A 24,364-nucleotide genomic window follows, 5' to 3' on the forward strand; every position below is an offset into this window, starting at 1 on the left:
TTAAATATTATACATTATTAATTTTTAAAAATAAATATCTTAGTTTCAAGTATAGTTCTAATACTGTAAAATAGAAAGTAATGTATTCATTTCTTATCATACTATATTTATGAAATATGTTGACTATAGACGAAAGGTGACGATTGAATGATACTTTTACAACTTAATCATATAGCAAAATCATTCGATGGTGAAGATATTTTTACTGATGTTGATTTTGAAGTCAAAACAGATGAACGTATCGGTATTGTTGGTAGAAATGGTGCTGGTAAATCAACATTAATGAAAATTATTGCTGGTGTAGAGGGCTATGATACTGGTACTATCTCCAAAATTAAAAATTTAAAAATTGGCTATTTAACTCAACAAATGACGTTAAATTCAAATGCCACAGTGTTTGAAGAAATGTCAAAACCATTTAACCATATTAAAAATATGGAACAATTGATTAAACAAGAGACTGATTGGTTAGCACAACATGCCAACGACTATGATACCACTGAATATAGTGAACATATGGAACGCTATGAGTCTTTGACAAACCAATTTGAACAATTAGAAGGATATCAATATGAAAGTAAAATAAAGACAGTATTACATGGTTTAAATTTCACTGAAGAAGATTTTGACAAACCGATTAACGATTTTAGTGGTGGTCAAAAAACTCGATTATCATTGGCTCAAATGCTGCTAAATGAACCTGACTTATTATTATTAGATGAACCTACTAACCACTTAGATTTAGAAACAACTAAATGGTTAGAAGATTATTTAAGGTATTTCAAAGGTGCTATTGTCATAATCAGTCATGACCGTTACTTTTTAGATAAAATTGTTACTCAAATTTATGACGTTGCCCTTGGTGGTGTTAAAAAATACATTGGTAACTACGATCAGTTTATTGCTCAACGTGATCAATACTATCACAAGCGCATGCAAGAATATGAGCGTCAACAAGATGAAATCAAACGTTTAGAAACATTTGTTGATAAAAACATTACACGTGCTTCGACAAGCGGTATGGCTAAAAGTCGCCGTAAAATGTTGAAAAAAATGGAACGTATTGATAAACCAATGTTAGATGCCAAAAGTGCTAACATCCAATTCGGCTTTGATCGGAACACTGGTAACGACGTCATGCATATTAAACACTTAGAAATTGGTTATAGCTCACCTATCACTAAACCGATTAATATTGAAGTGTCTAAAGGTGATCATATTGCTATTATCGGACCAAATGGTATAGGTAAATCAACATTAATTAAAACAATTGCTGGCTTACAACAACAACTCGGTGGCGACATTAATTTCGGTGCTAACTTAAAAATCGGCTATTATGATCAAAAACAAGCTGAATTTAAATCTAATAAGACAATTTTAGACTATGTATGGGATCAATATCGTGACATGAATGAAAAAGATATTCGCGCTGTCTTAAGTCGATTCTTATTCGTGCAAGATGATGTCAAAAAAATAATTAATGATTTATCTGGTGGCGAAAAAGCGAGATTGCAACTTGCGCTTTTAATGTTACAACGTGATAATGTCTTAATATTAGACGAACCTACCAATCATTTAGATATTGACTCAAAAGAAATGTTGGAACAAGCTTTACAATATTTTGAAGGTACCATACTCTTTGTGTCTCACGATCGTTATTTCATTAATCAACTCGCTAATAAAGTGTTCGATTTAACCGCTGATGGTGGTACGATGTATCTAGGTAATTATCAATACTATATCGAAAAAATTGAAGAACGAGATGCTTTACAAGCTCAAAGTGATGCACAAAATAATGACCATCACCTGGAACATACAACGATTAATAAAGAATCTTCTTACCATAGTCAAAAGGAACAACGCCGTCTTCAAAGAAAATTAGAAAGACAAATTTCTGACTGTGAATCATTAATAGAATCACTAGAGGCTGACATTGAAACTATCGATCAACAATTAACACAACCCGAAATTTTTAATGCCCCACAAAAAGCCAATGAACTAGCTATGCAAAAGTCTGATAGCGAACAAAAATTAGAACAAGCAATGATAGAGTGGGAAGAATTACAACAAAAATTATAATTTTACTTGAACTCTTATTGTGTTATATACACAATTTAGAGTTCTTTTTTTACAGATTTTTAAAATTTTTATTCACATTATAAATACTGTAATTGTGGCTATCCACAGAGTTATCCTAGTTATCCACAGGTAATATCCCACTAATTTTATCTTGTTTTTTTACTTTTCCAATGATTATCCACATAAAAACAGCAGATATGTATAACTTATCCACAAGTTGTTAACTATTTGTTGATAAGTACGCATGTTCCCTATTGACACAGAATTACTTTAAGTATGTTGTTGTAGTTAATAATTTATGAAATAATATTATTATTAATTGTTATTTACATTTTTCACATTAATTATTTTTTATTAGTTTTCGATGCTATTAAACTTACTTTTAATAATTTGAATATTCACTACATATCAATTTAATTAAGGAGTTCATCATGAATCATAACCATACTTTTGTTCTATTTTTAATCGCTATTATATTATTAACTATTATTGTAGGAGTTACTAGCCGCTTAATTAGTCGTAAACGTTTATTTAATGACTTGGAAAATTTATGGCGTACCATTTCGCCTATTGAAACATTTATCAGGCCTAATGCAAGATTTAATTCAGAATATCAACTAAAGAAAAATGATTATAACAGTCATCAACTTATTGATGACAAAACTTGGTCAGATTTAAATATGTCTGACATTTTTCATATGATGAATTACAATTTTACTGCTATTGGTGAAATGAGATTATATGCTACTTTACGCGGCATGTATAAACTTAATAATCAAACATTGTTATCATTATTTAAGAACAATAAAGCGTTTAGACAGCAAGTTGCATATCGTTTAGCATTAATAGGTAAAACGGTATATCCAAAATTTCCAGATCAAATTACATATATTAGTAGTAACTTCCTACTAATGTTATGTCCGTTATTACCGGTTATCACCGCATTAATCATCTTTGTTAATGCACAACTTGGTTTATTATTATTGTTAGCTAGTTGTATTGTTAATATCATTCTATCCTCAACCTTAAAACGTTCTTATGACGATGACTTGAAATCAATGTTTTATATTTCTAATGTTCTACAACAGGGTTATGCAATTACTAAAATTCAAGACACACCAAACCCTGAAGTTAACTTCAGTCATTTTAAAGCAGCACGTCGTTTAACTGGTATATTAGCCGACGTTAATGATCAAGACGTTGGTGGTGCATTTATAAAATTATTGAAAATGATATTTATGTTAGATTATCTCATCTTTCACTCTATTCAGCGTAGTTACAATAAATATAAAGCTGAATTAAACCATTGTTTTAGTTATGTAGCACAATTAGATAATTATTATGCTTTAGCAATGTATCAACGTACACTTGATGTATATTGTGAACCGCAAAGTAATACGCAAATGACAGATGTCCAGTTTACTGATCTTAGCCATCCATTAATTGTAGATGCCGTTGCTAATAGTTTTACTTTAAATAACAATGTATTACTTACAGGCTCAAACGCCTCCGGTAAATCAACGTTTATGAAAGCTGTCGCTATTAATTTAATTTTAGCGCAAACAATTAATACAACTACGGCTCGTTCGTTTACATATGAACCTGGAAATGTTTATACTTCAATGGCTAATGCTGATGATGTCTTATCTGGTGACAGTTACTTTATGGCAGAGTTAAAATCTATTAAACGTATCGTAAATATTAATAGTTCATCCAAATTATATTGCTTTATTGATGAAATTTTTAAAGGTACTAATACAACTGAGCGTATAGCCGCTTCAGAATCTGTACTGTCATATCTCGATCACCAATCTAATGTCAGAGTTATCGCTGCTACCCATGATATAGAATTAGCCACTATGTTAAATAAACGTTTTATCAATTATCATTTTAATGAAATTATCGAAAATAATAATATTCATTTTGATTACACTATCAAACCTGGTAAGGCCAACACTAGAAATGCAATTGAATTATTGAAAATAACTGATTTCCCTGAAACGATTTATCAACGTGCTAAAGACAATGTGTCTGATGACGATAATGCTAACTAACCGTGTCGTTTCAGACTAAAAAACAACGTCAATACACGCTATAAAAATACCTTTATAGCTATGTGTATTGACGTTTGTTAATATTTATTCAATTGTGCACTCTTCTAAATCTATATTATTACTACCATTTAATGTAAGGTCGCCTACTTGATGATGTTGATATAAGTAATATCCGGCCACACCTATCATAGCAGCATTGTCTGTACATAATTGTGGACTAGGTATCGTTAATTGTATTCCTTGTTCCTGACACTGTTGTGTTAAAGATTGTCTTAACCCCTTGTTACTAGCAACGCCACCAGCAACAATCAAGCGATTCACACCATATTCTTGGCAAGCTTTAATCGCTTTATATGTCAGTACTTCTACAACACTATTTTGAAAACTAGTAGCTACATTTTCTTTAATAATTGGTATATTCTTTTGACGTTGATTATGCAATTGATTGATGACTGCACTTTTTAATCCACTAAAACTAAAATCAAAACTATCTTTATCTAGCCATACACGCGGGAATTGATACGTATCTTCACCATTAGCTGCTAAACGGTCAATTTGTGGTCCCCCAGGATATGGTAAATCTATCGTACGAGCGACTTTATCATAAGCTTCACCGACTGCATCATCTCGTGTTTCACCTATAACTTCGAAATTCAAATGATCTTTCATATAAACTAATTCTGTATGCCCACCTGAAACAATTAATGCCATTAATGGGAATGTTAAAGGCGTTTCAATATGATTAGCATATATATGTCCAGCAATATGGTGAACTGGAATAATCGGTTTATCATATGCAAAAGCTAATGCTTTGGCCGCATTAATACCAATGAGTAATGCGCCAATTAATCCAGGACCTTCTGTCACAGCGACAGCATCTATGTCTTCCATTGTTACGTCAGCATCCTTAAGTGCTTGTTCAATCGTTGCAGTAATACCTTCTACATGATGTCTACTCGCAACCTCGGGGACTACGCCTCCAAAACGTTTATGACTATCAATTTGACTTAATACTGTATTAGATAGAACTTGATTACCATTCTTAACGACACTAACACTTGTTTCATCACAACTTGTTTCAACTGCTAATATTAAATTGTTATTTGTCATGTAAATTCACCCACATTACCATTGCATCTTCACCTTCACCATAATAATTTTTACGTTTACCACCATACTGAAACCCTAAATTTTCATAGACATGTTGAGCAACATGATTATCTACTCTTACTTCTAAACTCATAACATCACATGTATGACTGGCATAGTTCTTACCATATTCTAACAACATTTGTCCTAATCCAAACCCTCTATAGCTATGATCAATTGCAACAGTAGTTATTTGTGCTTGATCAATGACTATCCATAATCCTAAATATCCTATAATTTGTGATTGATATTCAATAACGAAATATTTAGCAAAATCATTTTGCTCTATTTCATGATAAAAAGCATCAATCGTCCATGAGCTATCATTAAAACTATGTCTTTCTATATCAAAAACTTGAGGAACATCATCTTTAGACATTACCCTAATATTTAATTGTGCTTTTGATTGTTGATCCAATTACGCTCTGCCTCTGCTAATTTATGATATTTAGGTACAAAAGTATGGATATCTACTGGTGTTGTTATTAAATTTTTCATTACTTGTGCTTGTGGTAATTGGTCAATCTTTTCACCATCTAGTAAATCTGCTAGTGATTGTGTATCTCTACCGATGAACGCATACGGTTGATCATAACTTTGCACACGTTCTAGCAGTGCTTCAATTGTTATATACTGATCTTCCATTAAAGAAATTAATTGCTGATCTTGCCATTGATAGATTCCTGCATAAACAGCTTGTCTTCGTGCATCAAAAATAGGTACTAACAGCTTATGTTGGTCATTGACAGTTGCTGCTAATGCTGCTAATGAAGACACACCATATAATTCAGTATTTAAAGCAAAGGCTAGTGTTTTAGCCACAGTTACACCTATTCTTAATCCTGTATATGAGCCTGGTCCTTCAGCAACAATAATGGAATCTATATCATGCTTTGTTATCGTACTCTGCTCAAATAACTCATTGATTGCAGGCATTAATTGTACTGAGTGATTTTGTTTGGTATCTGTTGTTTTTTGCGCTAACACGTCATCATTTTTCATTAATGCCACTGATAAGGGTTGATTTGACGTATCAATGAGTAGTGAATTCATCATAAATGGCCTCCTTAATTTGTTGATAGTGTTTACCTACAGTTATTAAATCAATTTGTCTCGTTGTATCATTTAGTACAGATATATTGATAGTTAAATGTTCTGAAGGTAGTAAATCTTTAATAAATTGACTCCATTCAATAACAGTAATTGCTTGATCTTCAAAATACTCTTCAAAACCTAAATCTTCTTCTGAATCTTCTAATCGATAGCAATCCATATGATGTAATTTTAATGAACTACCTTTATAAGATTTTATAATATTAAACGTAGGGGAATTGATGATTCTTTTAACCCCCATTGCTTTACCAATAAATTGAGTTAGTGTCGTCTTACCTGCACCTAATTGTCCATTTAATAATATTAAATCACCTGGAGCTAATTGATTTACTAATAGTCTAGCAAATTGATTCATATCATCTAAACTTGTTATTGTTATCACTGTCTTATCTCCTAATTCACTTTATTAGTTAGTTAAAATTGACTCATTTTAATTCATTTATAACATCTGAAAACGATTGATCATTTGTTAACTTGTTATGAACTCAATCTTTTTTACATAACTTTATAGTTTTTTAAAAAATGACTACAAGAAAATATTTCAAACTTAATAATCTACAACTTCATTACATCTATCAAATCGTCTAACCTTTTTTTCTAACTAATTATTCAACTTATATATTGTAACAAATTTCAAGTTATATTTCTTTTCTTTAATACGCATTAAATTGTCTTAATAAATTGTAAGAAAATTTAAAATAATCATTGACACATAAAGACAGATATAGTAAATTAAGTTTATCAAATTTTTAGACAATTCAAATAATTAATGCAATATAAACCATTCAAGGAAGGAGTATAATAAAATGACTAATCTTAATACGCAACATCAACCAACAACATCAAATATTATTATTTTATTATACTCTTTAGGACTCGAACGTTAGTAAGATTTTACTAAACGCTTTAAGTCCTATTTCTGCTTGAATGGGACTTATAAACGTCCCAATCATTATTGGGACGTTTTTTTATTGTTATAACTTCAACAAACAATTACTTTTACGGGGGAATTTATAATGCGAAGCGATATGATCAAAAAAGGAGATCACCAAGCTCCAGCAAGAAGTCTGTTACACGCTACAGGCGCTTTAAAACAACCAACTGATATGAATAAACCATTTGTAGCAATTTGTAACTCTTATATTGATATTGTTCCAGGACATGTACATTTAAGAGAATTAGCTGACATTGCTAAAGAAGCTATTAGAGAAGCTGGGGCTATTCCATTTGAATTTAATACAATCGGTGTCGATGATGGTATTGCGATGGGTCATATTGGGATGCGATATTCCCTACCATCACGAGAAATCATTGCCGATGCTGCTGAGACAGTCATTAATGCTCACTGGTTTGATGGTGTATTTTATATTCCAAACTGTGACAAGATCACTCCAGGTATGTTATTAGCAGCTATGAGAACTAATGTTCCAGCAATCTTTTGTTCAGGAGGTCCAATGAAAGCAGGTTTATCTGCACAAGGTAAAGCATTAACTTTATCATCAATGTTTGAAGCAGTTGGTGCCTTTAAAGAAGGTTCAATTTCGAAAGAAGAATTTTTAGATATGGAACAAAACGCTTGTCCAACTTGTGGCTCTTGTGCTGGTATGTTTACTGCAAATTCAATGAACTGCTTAATGGAAGTATTAGGACTAGCATTACCTTATAACGGTACAGCTTTAGCCGTTAGCGAACAACGTCGTGAAATGATTCGTGAAGCTGCATTTAAATTAGTAGATAATATCAAAAACGATATCAAACCTAGAGATATTGTTACACAAGAAGCACTTGATGATGCATTTGCTTTAGATATGGCAATGGGTGGTTCAACAAATACAGTCTTACACACTTTAGCAGTCGCTAATGAAGCTGGTATTGAATATGATTTAGAACGTATCAATGATATTGCTAAACGTACACCATATTTATCTAAAATTGCTCCAAGTTCATCTTATTCTATGCACGATGTTCATGAAGCTGGTGGCGTACCTGCTATTATTAATGAATTAATGAAAAAAGAAGGTACACTACATCCAGATAGAATTACAGTTACTGGTAAAACATTACGTGAAAATAATGAAGGCAAAGAAATCAACAATTTTGATGTTATTCACCCTTTAGATAATCCATATGATGCTCAAGGTGGCTTATCAATATTATTTGGTAATATTGCTCCTAAAGGTGCTGTTATTAAAGTTGGTGGTGTAGATCCTTCTATTAAAACATTCACTGGTAAGGCAATTTGTTTTAACTCTCATGATGAAGCTGTTGAAGCGATTGACAATCATACAGTTCGTGAAGGTCATGTAGTTGTTATTCGATACGAAGGTCCAAAAGGTGGTCCAGGAATGCCAGAAATGTTAGCCCCTACTTCTTCTATTGTAGGTAGAGGTCTAGGAAAAGATGTGGCATTAATTACTGATGGACGCTTTTCTGGCGCAACAAGAGGTATTGCAGTAGGTCATATTTCACCTGAAGCAGCTTCTGGTGGCCCTGTTGCATTAATTCGTGACGGAGATGAAATTACCATTGATTTAACAGAAAGAACTTTAAATGTTAATCAACCTGAAGAAGAACTATATCGTAGACGTGAACAATTAGAGCCGTTCAAAGCAAAAGTAAAAACTGGTTATCTTGCAAGATATACTGCATTAGTTACTAGCGCTAATACTGGTGGCGTTATGCAAGTTCCTGAGAATTTAATCTAACCTAGGAGATGATTTAAAATGTCTAAAACTGAACATGAAGTAAATCGTACTGTTGATACATTGAAAATGGCTGAGTCTTTAGAACCTGAATATTTAGAACAAGATACTCTTGATAATATGCGTTCAGGTTCGGAATTATTAGTAGAAGCATTATTAAAGGAAAATGTTGAATATTTATTTGGTTATCCTGGAGGCGCAGTATTACCATTATATGATACTTTCTATGATGGTAAGATTAAACATATTTTAGCACGACATGAACAAGGTGCTGTTCATGCTGCTGAAGGATATGCCCGAGTTTCTGGAAAAACAGGTGTTGTAGTTGTTACAAGTGGTCCCGGAGCTACAAATGTAATTACAGGAATCACTGATGCACACTCTGATTCACTTCCTTTAGTTGTATTTACAGGCCAAGTTGCAACACCAGGTATTGGTAGAGATGCCTTTCAAGAAGCAGACATTTTATCAATGACATCACCTATTACGAAGCAGAATTATCAAGTTAAAAATGTTGAAGATATTCCAAGAATTGTGCATGAGGCTTTCTATGTTGCTAATTCTGGACGTAAAGGTCCAGTAGTGATTGATTTCCCTAAAGATATGGGTGTTTTATCAACTAATATTGGCTTATGTGATGAGCTTAATATTCCAGGTTATCAAGTTACAACAGAACCTGACGTTAAAGATGTTGATACTTTAGTTTCGTATTTAGCTGAAGCTAAAAAGCCTTTAATTTTAGCTGGTGCTGGAATTAATCATTCTCAATCAAATGACTTATTAACACATTTTGTTAATCAATATCAAATTCCAACTGCAACAACATTACTTGGTTTAGGTGCTATTCCATATGATGATCCTCTATTCTTAGGAATGGGTGGAATGCATGGCTCTTATGCGAGTAATATGGCGCTAACTGAATGTGATTTATTAATTAACTTAGGTAGTCGTTTTGACGATAGATTAGCTAGTAAGCCCGATGAATTTGCACCAAATGCAAAAGTTGTACATGTTGATATTGATCCATCTGAAATTAATAAAGTAATTAAAGCAGATTTAGGTATTGTTGCTGATTGTAAACATTTATTACAACAATTAACTGCAAGAGATATTACTATCCCTGAACATCAACAATGGGTCAAACATTGCCAGAATAATAAAGTACAACATCCTTTCAAACATGGTGAACCTGATGACGTATTTTGTAAGCCTCAACGAACAATAGAATACATTGGTGAAATTACAAATGGTGAAGCAATTGTCACTACAGATGTTGGACAACATCAAATGTGGTCGGCACAATTTTATCCTTTTAAAGATCATGGCCAATGGGTTACTAGTGGTGGTTTAGGAACAATGGGATTCGGAATTCCTTCTGCTATTGGAGCTAAACTTGCAAATCCAGATAAAACGGTTGTTTGTTTTGTTGGTGATGGTGGTTTCCAAATGACTAACCAAGAAATAGCCTTATTACCTGAGTATGGATTAGATATTAAAATTGTCTTAATCAATAATGGTACATTAGGAATGGTTAAACAGTGGCAAGATAAATTCTTTAATCAACGTTTCTCTCATTCAGTATTTAATGATCAACCTAATTTCATGAAAATGGCTGAAGCGTATGGTGTACAAGGATTCTTAATTGATAATCCTAAAAATCTAGAACAACAATTGGATGAAGCATTTAATTATGATGGACCAGCTTTAATTGAAGTTCGTATTTCCCCTGCCGAACCAGTCAATCCAATGATACCATCTGGTAAATCTAACCATGAAATGGAGGGGTTATAATGACTAGAATTATTAAATTACAAGTCGCTGATGAGGTCAGTACACTTAACCGTATAACTAGTGCTTTTGTTCGCTTGCAATACAATATCGATACATTACACGTTACTCATTCTGAACAGCCTGGTGTTTCGAACATTGAATTACAAGTCAATATTGAAGATGATGACATGCTACATATTTTAATTCAAAAATTAAAACAGCAAATCAATGTTTTATCAGTTGAGTGTTATGATTTAGTCGATAATGATGTGTAAGTGAAACACCACAAAGGTCTCTTTACACATAGCAAACGTCACCATTAATTAGTTTTATCTATACCTTTAAAATGACTATGTCGATAGCTAATACTTATTTTTGGGAGTGCGATAGCAATAAATTTATTACGCAAATGCTTGTTATCAAAAATCCCTACTCTATTTTTGATGACGCATTACACTCACTTTGGTAAGACTGACTAAATTTATAACACGCAATTTATTAGTATTTTATTATCAAGTCTTTGACTGATGATCGCAACATATTATATATAACATGCTTTAGTCACAGACCTATCTTTGCCCTTTGTGTTTTTTTAATGCCAATGATGCGCTAATTAGATATAAATTTCAAATAGTCTAGTTATCATCTCACAGCATTATTAACTTTATATTTCAGAATTTTCGAAATTATATTTACTATGGAGGAATTTATTATGACAACAGTTTATTATGATCAAGACGTAACAAAAGATGCTTTACAAGGTAAAAAAATTGCAGTAGTTGGATATGGTTCACAAGGACATGCACATGCACAAAACCTAAAAGATAATGGTTATGATGTCGTTATTGGTATCCGTCCTGGACGTTCATTTGATAAAGCAAAAGAAGATGGATTTGATGTATATCCAGTAGCTGAAGCTGTAAAACAAGCAGATGTCGTTATGATTCTTTTACCAGATGAAATTCAAGGTGATGTATACAAAAATGAAATTGCACCAAACTTAGAAAAACATAATGCCCTAGCATTTGCACATGGATTTAATATTCATTTCGGAGTAATCCAACCACCTGAAGATGTTGATGTTTTCTTAGTAGCACCAAAAGGACCTGGTCATCTAGTTAGACGTACATTTGTTGAAGGTTCAGCAGTACCATCATTATTTGGTGTTCAACAAGATGCTTCTGGTGAAGCACGAGATATTGCTTTAAGTTATGCCAAAGGTATTGGAGCTACACGTGCTGGTGTCATCGAAACTACATTCAAAGAAGAAACTGAAACAGATTTATTCGGTGAACAAGCTGTTCTATGTGGTGGTGTCTCTAAATTAATTCAAAGTGGTTTTGAAACATTAGTAGAAGCTGGTTATCAACCAGAACTTGCTTATTTTGAAGTATTACATGAAATGAAATTAATTGTCGATTTAATGTATGAAGGCGGTATGGAAAACGTTCGTTATTCAATTTCTAACACAGCTGAATTTGGAGATTATGTTTCTGGACCTCGCATTATTACACCTGACGTTAAAGATAATATGAAAGCAGTACTTACTGATATTCAAAATGGAAACTTCAGTAACAGATTCATTGAAGATAACAAAAATGGCTTTAAAGAATTCTACAAATTACGTGAAGAACAACACGGTCATCAAATTGAAAAAGTTGGACGTGAATTACGTGAAATGATGCCATTTATTAAATCAAAAAGTATTGAAAAATAAACCACTATAACTATGAGGAGTTGTTAATTATGAGTAGTCATATTCAAATTTTTGATACCACATTGAGAGATGGTGAACAAACACCAGGAGTAAATTTTACTTTTGAAGAGCGTTTAAGAATAGCTCAACAATTAGAAAAATGGGGCGTCGATGTTATTGAAGCAGGATTCCCCGCTTCAAGTACTGGAAGTTTTAAATCAGTTGAAGCAATTGCTCAAACTTTAACAACAACTACAGTATGTGGACTAGCAAGATGTAAAAAATCTGATATTGATGCTGTGTATGAAGCTACTAAAGATGCTGCTAAACCAGCTATCCATGTTTTTATTGCTACGTCGCCTATTCATTTGGAACATAAACTTAAAATGACACAACCTGACGTACTCGCTTCGATTAAAGAACATGTTGAATATGCGAAACAATTCTTCGATGTTGTTCAATTTTCACCAGAAGATGCAACACGTACTGAATTACCGTTCCTAATTGAGTGTGTACAAACAGCAGTCGATGCAGGTGCAACGATTATCAATATTCCTGATACAGTTGGCTATAGCTATCATGATGAATATGCACATATTTTCAAGACATTAAATGACAGTATCCGCGCTGATCAAGAAATCATCTATAGTGCACACTGTCATGATGATTTGGGAATGGCAGTTGCTAATAGTTTAGCTGCAATTGAAGGTGGCGCAAAACGTATTGAAGGTACTGTTAATGGTATTGGTGAACGTGCTGGTAATGCTGCATTAGAAGAAGTTGCTTTAGCTTTATATGTACGAAATGATCACTATGGTATCCAAACTAAATTAAATCTTGCTGAAACTAAAAAGACGTCTGATTTAATCTCTCGTTATGCTGGAATCAGAGTACCAAGAAATAAAGCTGTTGTTGGTCAAAATGCCTTCAGCCATGAATCTGGTATTCATCAAGATGGTGTGTTAAAACATCGTGAAACTTATGAAATAATGACTCCTCAATTAGTTGGTGTAAGTACAACTGAATTACCTTTAGGTAAATTATCTGGTAAACATGCTTTTGCTGAGAAACTTAAAGCATTAGGTTATGATATTGCTGACAAAGCACAAATCGACCTATTCAAACAATTTAAAGCTGTTGCTGATAAGAAAAAGTCTGTGTCTGATAAAGACATCCATGCTATTGTCCAAGGTTCTGAACATGAGCATCAAGCACAATATCAATTGGAGGCACTCCAATTACAATATGTCTCCAGCGGTCTTCAAAGTGCTGTCGTAGTTATTAAAGACAAGGATGGTCATACTTTCCAAGATTCTAGTATCGGCACTGGATCAATTGTAGCAATTTATAATGCAGTAGATCGTATTTTCAATCGACAATGCGAACTCATCGATTATCGCATTGATTCACTTACTGAAGGTACAGATGCTCAAGCAGAAGTACATGTTAACTTATTAATCGAAGGAACAGAAGTTAATGGCTTCGGTATAGACCATGATATTTTACAAGCATCATGTAAAGCTTATGTTGAAGCACATGCTAAATATGCTGCCGAGAATACTAAAAAGGTAGGTAATTCGTAATGACATTTCGTATTGTAAGTCTACCTGGTGATGGAATTGGTCCAGAAATTCTGTCAGGCACACTATCGTTACTAGAAAAAATAAGTGAACAATATCATGTTGATTATACAATTGAGCATCACGATTTTGGTGGTGCTTCTATTGATAATCATGGTATTCCATTAACAGATGATACTTTAAATGCATGTAAACAAGCTGATGCGATTCTTTTAGGTGCAATCGGAGGTCCTAAATGGACTAATCCTAATAATCGCCCTGAACAAGGTTTATTAAAATTACGTAAATCTTTAAATTTATTCGCAAATATACGCCCTACTATTGTAACTGAAGGTACTAGTCAATTTTCACCATTAAAAGCTGAACGAGTTGAAGGTACAGATTTAGTTATAGTAAGAGAATTAACTAGTGGGATTTATTTCGGAGAACCTAGACATTTAACACAAGACCATGCTTTAGATTCATTAACTTATACACGTGCTGAAATCGAGCGTATTGTTCGAGTTGCTTTTGAATTAGCACAAACACGTCGTCATAAATTAACATCCGTAGATAAAGAAAATGTCTTAGCTTCGAGTAAATTATGGCGAGATATTGTTAACAAAATCAGTGAAGATTATCCAGATGTTGAAGTAAATCATTTATTAGTAGATGCCTGTAGTATGCATTTAATTACAAACCCAACTCAATTTGATGTCATTGTCTGTGAAAACTTATTTGGCGACATTTTAAGTGATGAAGCTTCAGTTATTCCTGGATCGTTAGGTTTATCACCTTCTGCAAGTTTTAGTGATAAAGGTCCAAGATTATATGAACCTATTCATGGCTCAGCACCAGATATTGCTGGACAAGATATTGCTAATCCATTCGGTATGATTCTTTCATTAGCTATGTGTCTACGTGAAAGTTTAAACCAAGCACAAGCCGCTGATGAGCTAGAAAAACATGTTTATAATATGATAAAAAATCAGCAAACTACTAAAGATTTAGGCGGTCAATTATCAACATCACAAGTATTTGCTCATTTGCTACAACAATATGATTAAAAAAGGGGGAGATGTCAATGGGACAAACATTATTTGATAAAGTGTGGAACCAACATGTATTATATGGAAAATTGGGTGAACCTCAATTATTATATATCGATCTACATCTTATCCATGAAGTTACTTCTCCTCAAGCTTTTGAAGGACTTAGACTTCAACACCGTCAATTAAGACGTCCAGATTTGACCTTTGCAACATTAGATCACAATGTTCCAACCATTGATATCTTTAATATTAAGGATGAAATTGCCAATAAACAAATCACTACATTGCAACAAAATGCGCGTGATTTTGGTGTTCACATTTTCGATATGGGGTCAGATGAACAAGGTATTGTTCACATGGTTGGTCCGGAAACTGGGTTAACTCAACCGGGTAAGACCATTGTTTGTGGTGATTCACATACAGCAACTCATGGTGCTTTTGGCGCTATTGCGTTTGGAATCGGAACAAGTGAAGTAGAACATGTATTTGCTACTCAAACTTTGTGGCAAACTAAACCTAAAAATTTAAAAATTGATATCAATGGTACATTACCAACAGGTGTATATGCCAAAGACATCATTTTACATCTTATTAATCAATATGGTGTCGATTTTGGTACAGGATATGCCCTAGAATTTACTGGTGATACAATTAAAAGCTTATCTATGGAAGGTCGTATGACTATTTGTAATATGGCAATTGAAGGTGGCGCAAAATACGGTATTATCCAGCCAGACGACATCACTTTTGAGTATGTCAAAGGTCGTCCATATGCTACTAATTATGAACAATCTATAGATAAATGGCGCGAACTTTATTCTGACGATGACGCTTACTTTGATAGAGTTATTGAATTAGATGTCAGTCAGCTTGAGCCTCAAGTGACTTGGGGAACTAATCCCGAAATGGGTGTAAGCTTCAGTGAACCATTCCCTGAGATTAAAGATGTCAATGATCAAAGAGCATATGATTATATGGATTTACGCCCAGGTCAAAAAGCTGAAGATATTGAATTAGGTTATGTCTTTTTGGGCTCTTGTACAAATGCTAGATTGTCCGATTTAATCGAAGCTAGTCATATAGTTAAAGGTAATCAAGTACATCCAAATATTACAGCTATCGTCGTCCCCGGTTCTCGTACAGTCAAAAAAGAAGCTGAAAAACTGGGCATAGATAAAATATTTAAAGATGCAGGATTTGAATGGCGTGAACCTGGATGTTCTATGTGTCTAGGTATGAATCCAGACCAAGTACCTGATGGTGTTCACTGTGCCTCAACAAGTAATCGTAATTTTGAAGGTCGACAAGGTAAAGGTGCTAGAACTCATTTAGTATCCCCTGCTATGGCAGCAGCAGCAGCTATTAACGGTAAATTTGTCGACGTTAGAAAGGTGGTTGTTTAATATGGCAATTGATCCTATTACTACATATAGAGGTAAAGTCGTACCACTTTTCAATGACAATATTGATACCGATCAAATAATACCTAAAGTACATTTAAAGCGAATTTCTAAAACAGGTTTCGGCCCTTTTGCTTTTGATGAATGGCGTTATTTACCAGATGGTAGTGATAATCCAGAATTTAATCCTAATAAACCTCAATATAAAGGTGCATCTATTTTAATTACTGGAGATAATTTTGGTTGTGGCTCAAGTCGTGAACATGCTGCTTGGGCACTTAAGGACTACGGTTTTCATATTATTATTGCGGGAAGCTTTAGCGATATTTTCTATATGAATTGTACTAAAAATGCAATGCTACCTATTGTTTTAGACAAACCAGCACGCGAACATTTAGCACAATTTGAAGAAATTGAAATTGATTTACCAAATCAAACAGTGTCTTCTGATGAACAATCATTTCATTTTGATATAGATGAAACATGGAAGAATAAGCTAGTAAATGGATTAGATGATATTGCAATTACCCTTCAATATGAAGATCTTATAGAAAAATATGAACAATCACTTTAAGGGAGATGAATAATATGACAGTCAATACTGCTGTTTCAACTAAAGATATTGATGAAGCCTTTTTAAGGTTAAAAGATATCGTTAAAGAAACACCTTTACAATTAGATCACTATTTATCACAAAAATATGATTGTAAAGTGTATTTAAAAAGAGAAGATTTACAATGGGTACGTTCATTTAAATTGCGTGGTGCGTATAATGCTATTGCTGTATTACCAGATGAAGCTAAAAATAAAGGGATCACCTGTGCCAGTGCTGGAAATCATGCACAAGGTGTTGCCTACACAGCTAAAAAATTAAATTTAAAAGCTGTTATCTTTATGCCTGTAACAACACCAATGCAAAAAGTAAATCAAGTTAAATTTTTTGGTAACGGCAATGTTGAAGTTGTCTTAACAGGTGATACTTTTGATCATTGCTTAGCTGAAGCCTTAGAATATACTAAAACATACGATATGAACTTTATTGATCCATTTAACAACGTTTATACTATCTCTGGACAAGGAACTTTGGCTAAAGAAATGCTTGAACAAGCAGCCAAAGATAATGTGTCATTTGATTACTTATTTGCTGCTATTGGTGGAGGTGGTTTAATTTCAGGAATTAGTACTTACTTTAAAGCTTATTCACCAAATACTAAGATTATTGGTGTAGAGCCCGCTGGTGCAAGTAGTATGTATGAATCAGTGGTAGTAAATAAACAAGTAGTCACTCTGAATAATATTGACAAATTTGTAGATGGTGCATCTGTAGCAAGAGTTGGCGATATTACATTCGACATCGCCAAAAATAATGTTGATGACTACATTCAAGTTGATGAAGGTGCCGTATGCTCAACTATTTTAGATATGTATTCAAAGCAAGCCATTGTCGCAGAACCAGCAGGTGCATTAAGCGTTAGTGCCCTTGAAAATTATAGAAGTCAAATTAAAGGTAAAACAGTAGTATGTGTTATCAGTGGTGGTAATAACGATATTAACCGTATGAAAGAAATTGAAGAGCGTTCATTACTTTATGAAGAAATGAAACATTACTTTATCTTGAATTTCCCACAACGACCTGGTGCTTTACGTGAGTTTGTTAATGAAGTATTAGGACCACAAGATGATATTACAAAATTTGAATACTTAAAAAAATCTTCTCAAAATACAGGAACTGTCATTATTGGCATACAACTTAAAGATCATAATGATTTATTACAATTGAAAGACAGAGTTCACGACTTTGACCCTTCTAATATATATATTAATGAGAATAAAATGCTTTATTCTTTATTAATTTAAGTTCATTAAAAATATAATATGAAGCTTTAATGAAACGACTAAATGAATTTGTTAAAACTCATTTAGTCGTTTTTTAAGTTCTCTTCAAAATTGGACTGATACATAATTATTTTTTATTTATCAGTCCTGAAAAATAGAAACCTTATTTCGTCAGCTTCAAACGCTTGCTCTGCGTCAAGTCCTGATATACCTTCATGACTTTTAGACATAAAAAAAAGAGACCTTACGGTCTCAATGCGGCTCATCGCATCCATTTTTATTGCCTGGCAACGTCCTACTCTAGCGGAACGTAGTCTGCTACCATCGGCGCTAAGAAGCTTTCTTGACTTGAGACAACCGCTCGCATCTTTCCTCATTGACGTCTCTCTCTGACTCCTTTAGCTCGTCTAAAGTCGTGACGTTCGTTCCTTATTTCGTCAGCTTCAAACGCTTGCTCTGCATCAAGTCCTGATATACCTTCATGACTTTTAGGCATAAAAAAAAGAGACCTTACGGTCTCAATGCGGCTCATCGCATCCATTTTTATTGCCTGGCAACGTCCTACTCTAGCGGAACGTAAGTCCGACTACCATCGGCGCTAAGGAGCTTAACTTCTGTGTTCGGCATGGGAACAGGTGTGACCTCCTTGCCATAGTCACCAGACAAATAAGAATGTAAGTTATACACTCAAAACTAGATAGTAAGTAAAAATGATTGTGCTTCGCAAAACATTTAATTGATTAAGTTTTCGATCGATTAGTATTCGTCAGCTCCACATGTCACCATGCTTCCACCTCGAACCTATTAACCTCATCATCTTTGAGGGATCTTATAACCGAAGTTGGGAAATCTCATCTTGAGGGGGGCTTCATGCTTAGATGCTTTCAGCACTTATCCCGTCCATACATAGCTACCCAGCTATGCCGTTGGCACGACAACTGGTACACCAGAGGTATGTCCATCCCGGTCCTCTCGTACTAAGGACAGCTCCTCTCAAATTTCCTACGCCCACGACGGATAGGGACCGAACTGTCTCACGACGTTCTGAACCCAGCTCGCGTACCGCTTTAATGGGCGAACAGCCCAACCCTTGGGACCAACTACAGCCCCAGGATGCGATGAGCCGACATCGAGGTGCCAAACCTCCCCGTCGATGTGAACTCTTGGGGGAGATAAGCCTGTTATCCCCGGGGTAGCTTTTATCCGTTGAGCGATGGCCCTTCCATGCGGAACCACCGGATCACTAAGTCCGTCTTTCGACCCTGCTCGACTTGTAGGTCTCGCAGTCAAGCTCCCTTATGCCTTTACACTCTATGAATGATTTCCAACCATTCTGAGGGAACCTTTGAGCGCCTCCGTTACCTTTTAGGAGGCGACCGCCCCAGTCAAACTGCCCGCCTGACACTGTCTCCCACCACGATAAGTGGTGCGGGTTAGAAAGCCAACACAGCTAGGGTAGTATCCCACCAGCGCCTCCACGTAAGCTAGCGCTCACGTTTCAAAGGCTCCTACCTATCCTGTACAAGCTGTGCCGAATTTCAATATCAGGCTACAGTAAAGCTCCACGGGGTCTTTCCGTCCTGTCGCGGGTAACCTGCATCTTCACAGGTACTATGATTTCACCGAGTCTCTCGTTGAGACAGTGCCCAAATCGTTACGCCTTTCGTGCGGGTCGGAACTTACCCGACAAGGAATTTCGCTACCTTAGGACCGTTATAGTTACGGCCGCCGTTTACTGGGGCTTCGATTCGTAGCTTCGCAGAAGCTAACCACTCCTCTTAACCTTCCAGCACCGGGCAGGCGTCAGCCCCTATACATCACCTTACGGTTTAGCAGAGACCTGTGTTTTTGATAAACAGTCGCTTGGGCCTATTCACTGCGGCTCTTCTGGGCGTTAACCCTAAAGAGCACCCCTTCTCCCGAAGTTACGGGGTCATTTTGCCGAGTTCCTTAACGAGAGTTCGCTCGCTCACCTTAGAATTCTCATCTTGACTACCTGTGTCGGTTTGCGGTACGGGCACCTATTTTCTATCTAGAGGCTTTTCTCGGCAGTGTGAAATCAACGACTCGAAGACACAATGTCTTCTCCCCATCACAGCTCAGCCTTCACGAGTACCGGATTTGCCTAGTACTCAGCCTTACTGCTTAGACGTGCAATCCAATCGCACGCTTCGCCTATCCTACTGCGTCCCCCCATCGATTAAAACGATTATAGGTGGTACAGGAATATCAACCTGTTATCCATCGCCTACGCCTGTCGGCCTCAGCTTAGGACCCGACTAACCCAGAGCGGACGAGCCTTCCTCTGGAAACCTTAGTCAATCGGTGGACGGGATTCTCACCCGTCTTTCGCTACTCACACCGGCATTCTCACTTCTAAGCGCTCCACATGTCCTTGCGATCATGCTTCACCGCCCTTAGAACGCTCTCCTACCATTGTCCAAAGGACAATCCACAGCTTCGGTAATATGTTTAGCCCCGGTACATTTTCGGCGCAGTGTCACTCGACTAGTGAGCTATTACGCACTCTTTAAATGATGGCTGCTTCTAAGCCAACATCCTAGTTGTCTGGGCAACGCCACATCCTTTTCCACTTAACATATATTTTGGGACCTTAGCTGGTGGTCTGGGCTGTTTCCCTTTCGAACACGGACCTTATCACCCATGTTCTGACTCCCAAGTTAAATTAATTGGCATTCGGAGTTTGTCTGAATTCGGTAACCCGAGAAGGGCCCCTCGTCCAAACAGTGCTCTACCTCCAATAATCATCACTTGAGGCTAGCCCTAAAGCTATTTCGGAGAGAACCAGCTATCTCCAGGTTCGATTGGAATTTCTCCGCTACCCTCAGTTCATCCGCTCACTTTTCAACGTAAGTCGGTTCGGTCCTCCATTCAGTGTTACCTGAACTTCAACCTGACCAAGGGTAGATCACCTGGTTTCGGGTCTACGACCAAATACTAAACGCCCTATTCAGACTCGCTTTCGCTACGGCTCCACATTTACTGCTTAACCTTGCATCAAATCGTAACTCGCCGGTTCATTCTACAAAAGGCACGCCATCACCCATTAACGGGCTCTGACTACTTGTAAGCACACGGTTTCAGGTTCTATTTCACTCCCCTTCCGGGGTGCTTTTCACCTTTCCCTCACGGTACTGGTTCACTATCGGTCACTAGAGAGTATTTAGCCTTGGGAGATGGTCCTCCCAGATTCCGACGGAATTTCACGTGCTCCGTCGTACTCAGGATCCACTCAAGAGAGACAATATTTTCAACTACAGGATTGTTACCTTCTTTGATTCATCTTTCCAGATGATTCGTCTAATATCGTCCTTTGTAACTCCGTACAGAGTGTCCTACAACCCCAACAAGCAAGCTTGTTGGTTTGGGCTCTTCCCGTTTCGCTCGCCGCTACTCAGGGAATCGATTTTTCTTTCTCTTCCTCCGGGTACTAAGATGTTTCAGTTCTCCGGGTGTGCCTTCTGATATGCTATGTATTCACATATCGATAACATGACATAACTCATGCTGGGTTTCCCCATTCGGAAATCTCTGGATCAACGCTTACTTACAGCTACCCAAAGCATATCGTCGTTAGTAACGTCCTTCATCGGCTTCTAGTGCCAAGGCATCCACCGTGCGCCCTTAATAACTTAATCTATGTTTCCACCATTTTGCTAATCCAACGTTAAACATCTTCTTAAACAAAATAAAATTGAAACGCGTTATTAATCTTGTGAGTGTTCTTTCGAACACTAGCGATTATTTCTTATGAATTCAAGCTTATTTAAAACTCTTTATTCACTCGGTTTTGCTTGGTAAAATCTATTTTTACTTACTTATCTAGTTTTCAATGTACAAATGAATGTTAATAAACATTCAAAACTGAATACAATATGTCTACGTTATTCCGCATCTTCTAAAAAGATGTTCCGAATATATCCTTAGAAAGGAGGTGATCCAGCCGCACCTTCCGATACGGCTACCTTGTTACGACTTCACCCCAATCATTTGTCCCACCTTCGACGGCTAGCTCCTAAAAGGTTACTCCACCGGCTTCGGGTGTTACAAACTCTCGTGGTGTGACGGGCGGTGTGTACAAGACCCGGGAACGTATTCACCGTAGCATGCTGATCTACGATTACTAGCGATTCCAGCTTCATGTAGTCGAGTTGCAGACTACAATCCGAACTGAGAACAACTTTATGGGATTTGCTTGACCTCGCGGTTTCGCTGCCCTTTGTATTGTCCATTGTAGCACGTGTGTAGCCCAAATCATAAGGGGCATGATGATTTGACGTCATCCCCACCTTCCTCCGGTTTGTCACCGGCAGTCAACTTAGAGTGCCCAACTTAATGATGGCAACTAAGCTTAAGGGTTGCGCTCGTTGCGGGACTTAACCCAACATCTCACGACACGAGCTGACGACAACCATGCACCACCTGTCACTTTGTCCCCCGAAGGGGAAGGCTCTATCTCTAGAGTTGTCAAAGGATGTCAAGATTTGGTAAGGTTCTTCGCGTTGCTTCGAATTAAACCACATGCTCCACCGCTTGTGCGGGTCCCCGTCAATTCCTTTGAGTTTCAACCTTGCGGTCGTACTCCCCAGGCGGAGTGCTTAATGCGTTAGCTGCAGCACTAAGGGGCGGAAACCCCCTAACACTTAGCACTCATCGTTTACGGCGTGGACTACCAGGGTATCTAATCCTGTTTGATCCCCACGCTTTCGCACATCAGCGTCAGTTACAGACCAGAAAGTCGCCTTCGCCACTGGTGTTCCTCCATATCTCTGCGCATTTCACCGCTACACATGGAATTCCACTTTCCTCTTCTGCACTCAAGTTTTCCAGTTTCCAATGACCCTCCACGGTTGAGCCGTGGGCTTTCACATCAGACTTAAAAAACCGCCTACGCGCGCTTTACGCCCAATAATTCCGGATAACGCTTGCCACCTACGTATTACCGCGGCTGCTGGCACGTAGTTAGCCGTGGCTTTCTGATTAGGTACCGTCAAGATGTGCACAGTTACTTACACATATGTTCTTCCCTAATAACAGAGTTTTACGATCCGAAGACCTTCATCACTCACGCGGCGTTGCTCCGTCAGGCTTTCGCCCATTGCGGAAGATTCCCTACTGCTGCCTCCCGTAGGAGTCTGGACCGTGTCTCAGTTCCAGTGTGGCCGATCACCCTCTCAGGTCGGCTATGCATCGTTGCCTTGGTAAGCCGTTACCTTACCAACTAGCTAATGCAGCGCGGATCCATCTATAAGTGATAGCAAGACCATCTTTCACTATTGAACCATGCGGTTCAATATATTATCCGGTATTAGCTCCGGTTTCCCGAAGTTATCCCAGTCTTATAGGTAGGTTATCCACGTGTTACTCACCCGTCCGCCGCTAACATCAGAGAAGCAAGCTTCTCATCTGTTCGCTCGACTTGCATGTATTAGGCACGCCGCCAGCGTTCATCCTGAGCCAGGATCAAACTCTCCATAAAAATTTATGATGTTTGATTAGCTCATAATACTAAATAATGTTTGTAACTTAATGTTACGTTTTTGGAATTAACGTTGACATATTGTCATTCAGTTTTCAATGTTCATTTTAAATCTTCTATGGAGCGGGTGATGGGAATCGAACCCACAACATCAGCTTGGAAGGCTGAGGTTTTGCCATTAAACTACACCCGCTTATTAAATTAAGTATTTTTTGGTGCGGCCGAGAGGATTTGAACCTCCACGGGATTACTCCCACTAGGCCCTCAACCTAGCGCGTCTGCCGTTCCGCCACGACCGCTGGCAAAACGCATTTAAAACGGCTTGTTTTTTTAGAACGATATTTATTATAAAACATCTATATTTCAAAGTCAATAAGTTATTTTCACTTTTTTAACTTTTATTTAACAAAGGTAATAAGTTCTTAACAGAACGTTAATAATATTAAAGTAATAA

Annotated in this window: 16 protein-coding genes, 2 tRNA genes and 3 rRNA genes; 11 read left to right on the forward strand and 10 right to left on the reverse strand. The window is 36.5% G+C overall.

Going from position 1 to position 24,364, the window contains the following annotated elements:
• Window positions 1-147 precede the first annotated feature (147 nt).
• Both abc-f and J3R86_RS08970 read left to right on the forward strand, forming a co-directional pair.
• The gene (gene abc-f, locus J3R86_RS08965; RefSeq protein WP_207517009.1) at window positions 148-2,079 is read left to right on the forward strand and encodes a ribosomal protection-like ABC-F family protein; all 1,932 of its coding nucleotides are present in this window, start codon (window positions 148-150) and stop codon (window positions 2,077-2,079) included.
• A 431-nt stretch (window positions 2,080-2,510) separates the two neighbouring features.
• Window positions 2,511-4,133, forward strand: a complete 1,623-nt coding sequence (locus J3R86_RS08970) for a MutS-related protein (protein ID WP_207517010.1) — start codon at window positions 2,511-2,513, stop codon at window positions 4,131-4,133.
• Between the two features lie 84 nt (window positions 4,134-4,217).
• Here the strand turns inward: J3R86_RS08970 and tsaD are convergent, their stop codons facing one another.
• Genes tsaD through tsaE form a run of 4 tightly spaced genes read right to left on the reverse strand, consistent with a single transcriptional unit; the run spans window position 4,218 to window position 6,777 of the window.
• Window positions 4,218-5,243: a tRNA (adenosine(37)-N6)-threonylcarbamoyltransferase complex transferase subunit TsaD gene (gene tsaD / locus J3R86_RS08975; protein WP_207517011.1), complete on the reverse strand. Its 1,026-nt coding sequence runs from the start codon at window positions 5,241-5,243 to the stop codon at window positions 4,218-4,220.
• Window positions 5,233-5,700, reverse strand: coding sequence for a ribosomal protein S18-alanine N-acetyltransferase (gene rimI / locus J3R86_RS08980; RefSeq protein ID WP_207517012.1), 468 nt, complete (start codon window positions 5,698-5,700; stop codon window positions 5,233-5,235). The genes tsaD and rimI overlap by 11 nt, the downstream gene beginning before the upstream one ends.
• The gene (tsaB, locus tag J3R86_RS08985) at window positions 5,673-6,335 is read right to left on the reverse strand and encodes a tRNA (adenosine(37)-N6)-threonylcarbamoyltransferase complex dimerization subunit type 1 TsaB (RefSeq protein ID WP_207518541.1); all 663 of its coding nucleotides are present in this window, start codon (window positions 6,333-6,335) and stop codon (window positions 5,673-5,675) included. The genes rimI and tsaB overlap by 28 nt, the downstream gene beginning before the upstream one ends.
• Entirely contained in the window at window positions 6,316-6,777 is a 462-nt protein-coding gene (gene tsaE, locus J3R86_RS08990) for a tRNA (adenosine(37)-N6)-threonylcarbamoyltransferase complex ATPase subunit type 1 TsaE (protein ID WP_207517013.1), read from the reverse strand. The genes tsaB and tsaE overlap by 20 nt, the downstream gene beginning before the upstream one ends.
• A 634-nt stretch (window positions 6,778-7,411) precedes the next feature.
• On the opposite strand from tsaE, the gene ilvD reads away from it, so the two are divergent.
• The 9 genes from ilvD (at window position 7,412) to ilvA (ending at window position 18,431) form a co-directional block, all read left to right on the forward strand.
• Entirely contained in the window at window positions 7,412-9,100 is a 1,689-nt protein-coding gene (ilvD, locus tag J3R86_RS08995) for a dihydroxy-acid dehydratase (RefSeq protein WP_002464773.1), read from the forward strand.
• An 18-nt stretch (window positions 9,101-9,118) separates the two neighbouring features.
• Window positions 9,119-10,888 carry a biosynthetic-type acetolactate synthase large subunit gene (gene ilvB / locus J3R86_RS09000; RefSeq protein WP_207517014.1) on the forward strand — a complete coding sequence of 590 codons (1,770 nt, stop codon included), beginning with the start codon at window positions 9,119-9,121 and terminating at the stop codon, window positions 10,886-10,888.
• Window positions 10,888-11,142 (forward strand): ACT domain-containing protein, encoded by a 255-nt coding sequence (locus tag J3R86_RS09005; RefSeq protein ID WP_002464771.1) that lies wholly within the window; start codon window positions 10,888-10,890, stop codon window positions 11,140-11,142. Before ilvB ends, J3R86_RS09005 begins: the two co-directional genes overlap by 1 nt.
• Before the next feature lie 437 nt (window positions 11,143-11,579).
• Window positions 11,580-12,584 (forward strand): ketol-acid reductoisomerase, encoded by a 1,005-nt coding sequence (gene ilvC, locus J3R86_RS09010; RefSeq protein ID WP_207517015.1) that lies wholly within the window; start codon window positions 11,580-11,582, stop codon window positions 12,582-12,584.
• A gap of 29 nt (window positions 12,585-12,613) precedes the next feature.
• A complete protein-coding gene (locus J3R86_RS09015) occupies window positions 12,614-14,146 on the forward strand; it encodes a 2-isopropylmalate synthase (RefSeq protein WP_207517016.1) in 1,533 nt (510 codons plus the stop codon).
• Window positions 14,146-15,189: a 3-isopropylmalate dehydrogenase gene (leuB, locus tag J3R86_RS09020; protein ID WP_207517017.1), complete on the forward strand. Its 1,044-nt coding sequence runs from the start codon at window positions 14,146-14,148 to the stop codon at window positions 15,187-15,189. The genes J3R86_RS09015 and leuB overlap by 1 nt, the downstream gene beginning before the upstream one ends.
• Before the next feature lie 17 nt (window positions 15,190-15,206).
• Window positions 15,207-16,577, forward strand: coding sequence for a 3-isopropylmalate dehydratase large subunit (leuC, locus tag J3R86_RS09025; RefSeq protein WP_207517018.1), 1,371 nt, complete (start codon window positions 15,207-15,209; stop codon window positions 16,575-16,577).
• Between the two features lies 1 nt (window position 16,578).
• Window positions 16,579-17,148, forward strand: a complete 570-nt coding sequence (gene leuD / locus J3R86_RS09030) for a 3-isopropylmalate dehydratase small subunit (protein WP_207517019.1) — start codon at window positions 16,579-16,581, stop codon at window positions 17,146-17,148.
• Between the two features lie 14 nt (window positions 17,149-17,162).
• Window positions 17,163-18,431: a threonine ammonia-lyase IlvA gene (gene ilvA, locus J3R86_RS09035; protein ID WP_207517020.1), complete on the forward strand. Its 1,269-nt coding sequence runs from the start codon at window positions 17,163-17,165 to the stop codon at window positions 18,429-18,431.
• 352 nt (window positions 18,432-18,783) lie between these two features.
• Here ilvA and J3R86_RS12240 read toward each other — a convergent pair whose 3' ends face one another.
• From J3R86_RS12240 to J3R86_RS09060, 6 genes are all read right to left on the reverse strand, one after another.
• Window positions 18,784-18,906, reverse strand: coding sequence for a hypothetical protein (locus tag J3R86_RS12240; RefSeq protein ID WP_278249686.1), 123 nt, complete (start codon window positions 18,904-18,906; stop codon window positions 18,784-18,786).
• A gap of 52 nt (window positions 18,907-18,958) precedes the next feature.
• Window positions 18,959-19,073, reverse strand: a 5S ribosomal RNA gene (gene rrf / locus J3R86_RS09040).
• Window positions 19,074-19,146: 73 nt separating this feature from the next.
• Window positions 19,147-22,069, reverse strand: a 23S ribosomal RNA gene (locus J3R86_RS09045).
• A 289-nt stretch (window positions 22,070-22,358) separates the two neighbouring features.
• A 16S ribosomal RNA gene (locus tag J3R86_RS09050) occupies window positions 22,359-23,910 on the reverse strand.
• Together the 16S, 23S and 5S rRNA genes with 2 tRNA genes alongside form the textbook arrangement of a ribosomal RNA operon.
• Before the next feature lie 119 nt (window positions 23,911-24,029).
• Window positions 24,030-24,103 (reverse strand) — tRNA-Gly (locus J3R86_RS09055).
• Between the two features lie 20 nt (window positions 24,104-24,123).
• Window positions 24,124-24,209 (reverse strand) — tRNA-Leu (locus tag J3R86_RS09060).
• Window positions 24,210-24,364 lie beyond the last annotated feature (155 nt).

Origin of the sequence: Staphylococcus simiae (genome assembly GCF_017357005.1) — a bacterium.
In the GTDB taxonomy this organism is placed as follows: Bacteria; Bacillota; Bacilli; order Staphylococcales; family Staphylococcaceae; genus Staphylococcus; species Staphylococcus simiae_A.

What these genes read in the sequence shown, in the direction of transcription:
- abc-f (WP_207517009.1), top strand. Translation starts at nt 148, where the DNA reads ATGATACTTTTACAACTTAATCATATAGCAAAATCATTCGATGGTGAA.
- J3R86_RS08970 (WP_207517010.1), top strand. Translation starts at nt 2,511, where the DNA reads ATGAATCATAACCATACTTTTGTTCTATTTTTAATCGCTATTATATTA.
- tsaD (WP_207517011.1), bottom strand. Translation starts at nt 5,243, where the DNA reads ATGACAAATAACAATTTAATATTAGCAGTTGAAACAAGTTGTGATGAA.
- tsaB (WP_207518541.1), bottom strand. Translation starts at nt 6,335, where the DNA reads ATGAATTCACTACTCATTGATACGTCAAATCAACCCTTATCAGTGGCA.
- ilvD (WP_002464773.1), top strand. Translation starts at nt 7,412, where the DNA reads ATGCGAAGCGATATGATCAAAAAAGGAGATCACCAAGCTCCAGCAAGA.
- ilvB (WP_207517014.1), top strand. Translation starts at nt 9,119, where the DNA reads ATGTCTAAAACTGAACATGAAGTAAATCGTACTGTTGATACATTGAAA.
- J3R86_RS09005 (WP_002464771.1), top strand. Translation starts at nt 10,888, where the DNA reads ATGACTAGAATTATTAAATTACAAGTCGCTGATGAGGTCAGTACACTT.
- ilvC (WP_207517015.1), top strand. Translation starts at nt 11,580, where the DNA reads ATGACAACAGTTTATTATGATCAAGACGTAACAAAAGATGCTTTACAA.
- J3R86_RS09015 (WP_207517016.1), top strand. Translation starts at nt 12,614, where the DNA reads ATGAGTAGTCATATTCAAATTTTTGATACCACATTGAGAGATGGTGAA.
- leuB (WP_207517017.1), top strand. Translation starts at nt 14,146, where the DNA reads ATGACATTTCGTATTGTAAGTCTACCTGGTGATGGAATTGGTCCAGAA.
- leuC (WP_207517018.1), top strand. Translation starts at nt 15,207, where the DNA reads ATGGGACAAACATTATTTGATAAAGTGTGGAACCAACATGTATTATAT.
- leuD (WP_207517019.1), top strand. Translation starts at nt 16,579, where the DNA reads ATGGCAATTGATCCTATTACTACATATAGAGGTAAAGTCGTACCACTT.
- ilvA (WP_207517020.1), top strand. Translation starts at nt 17,163, where the DNA reads ATGACAGTCAATACTGCTGTTTCAACTAAAGATATTGATGAAGCCTTT.
- J3R86_RS12240 (WP_278249686.1), bottom strand. Translation starts at nt 18,906, where the DNA reads ATGCCTAAAAGTCATGAAGGTATATCAGGACTTGATGCAGAGCAAGCG.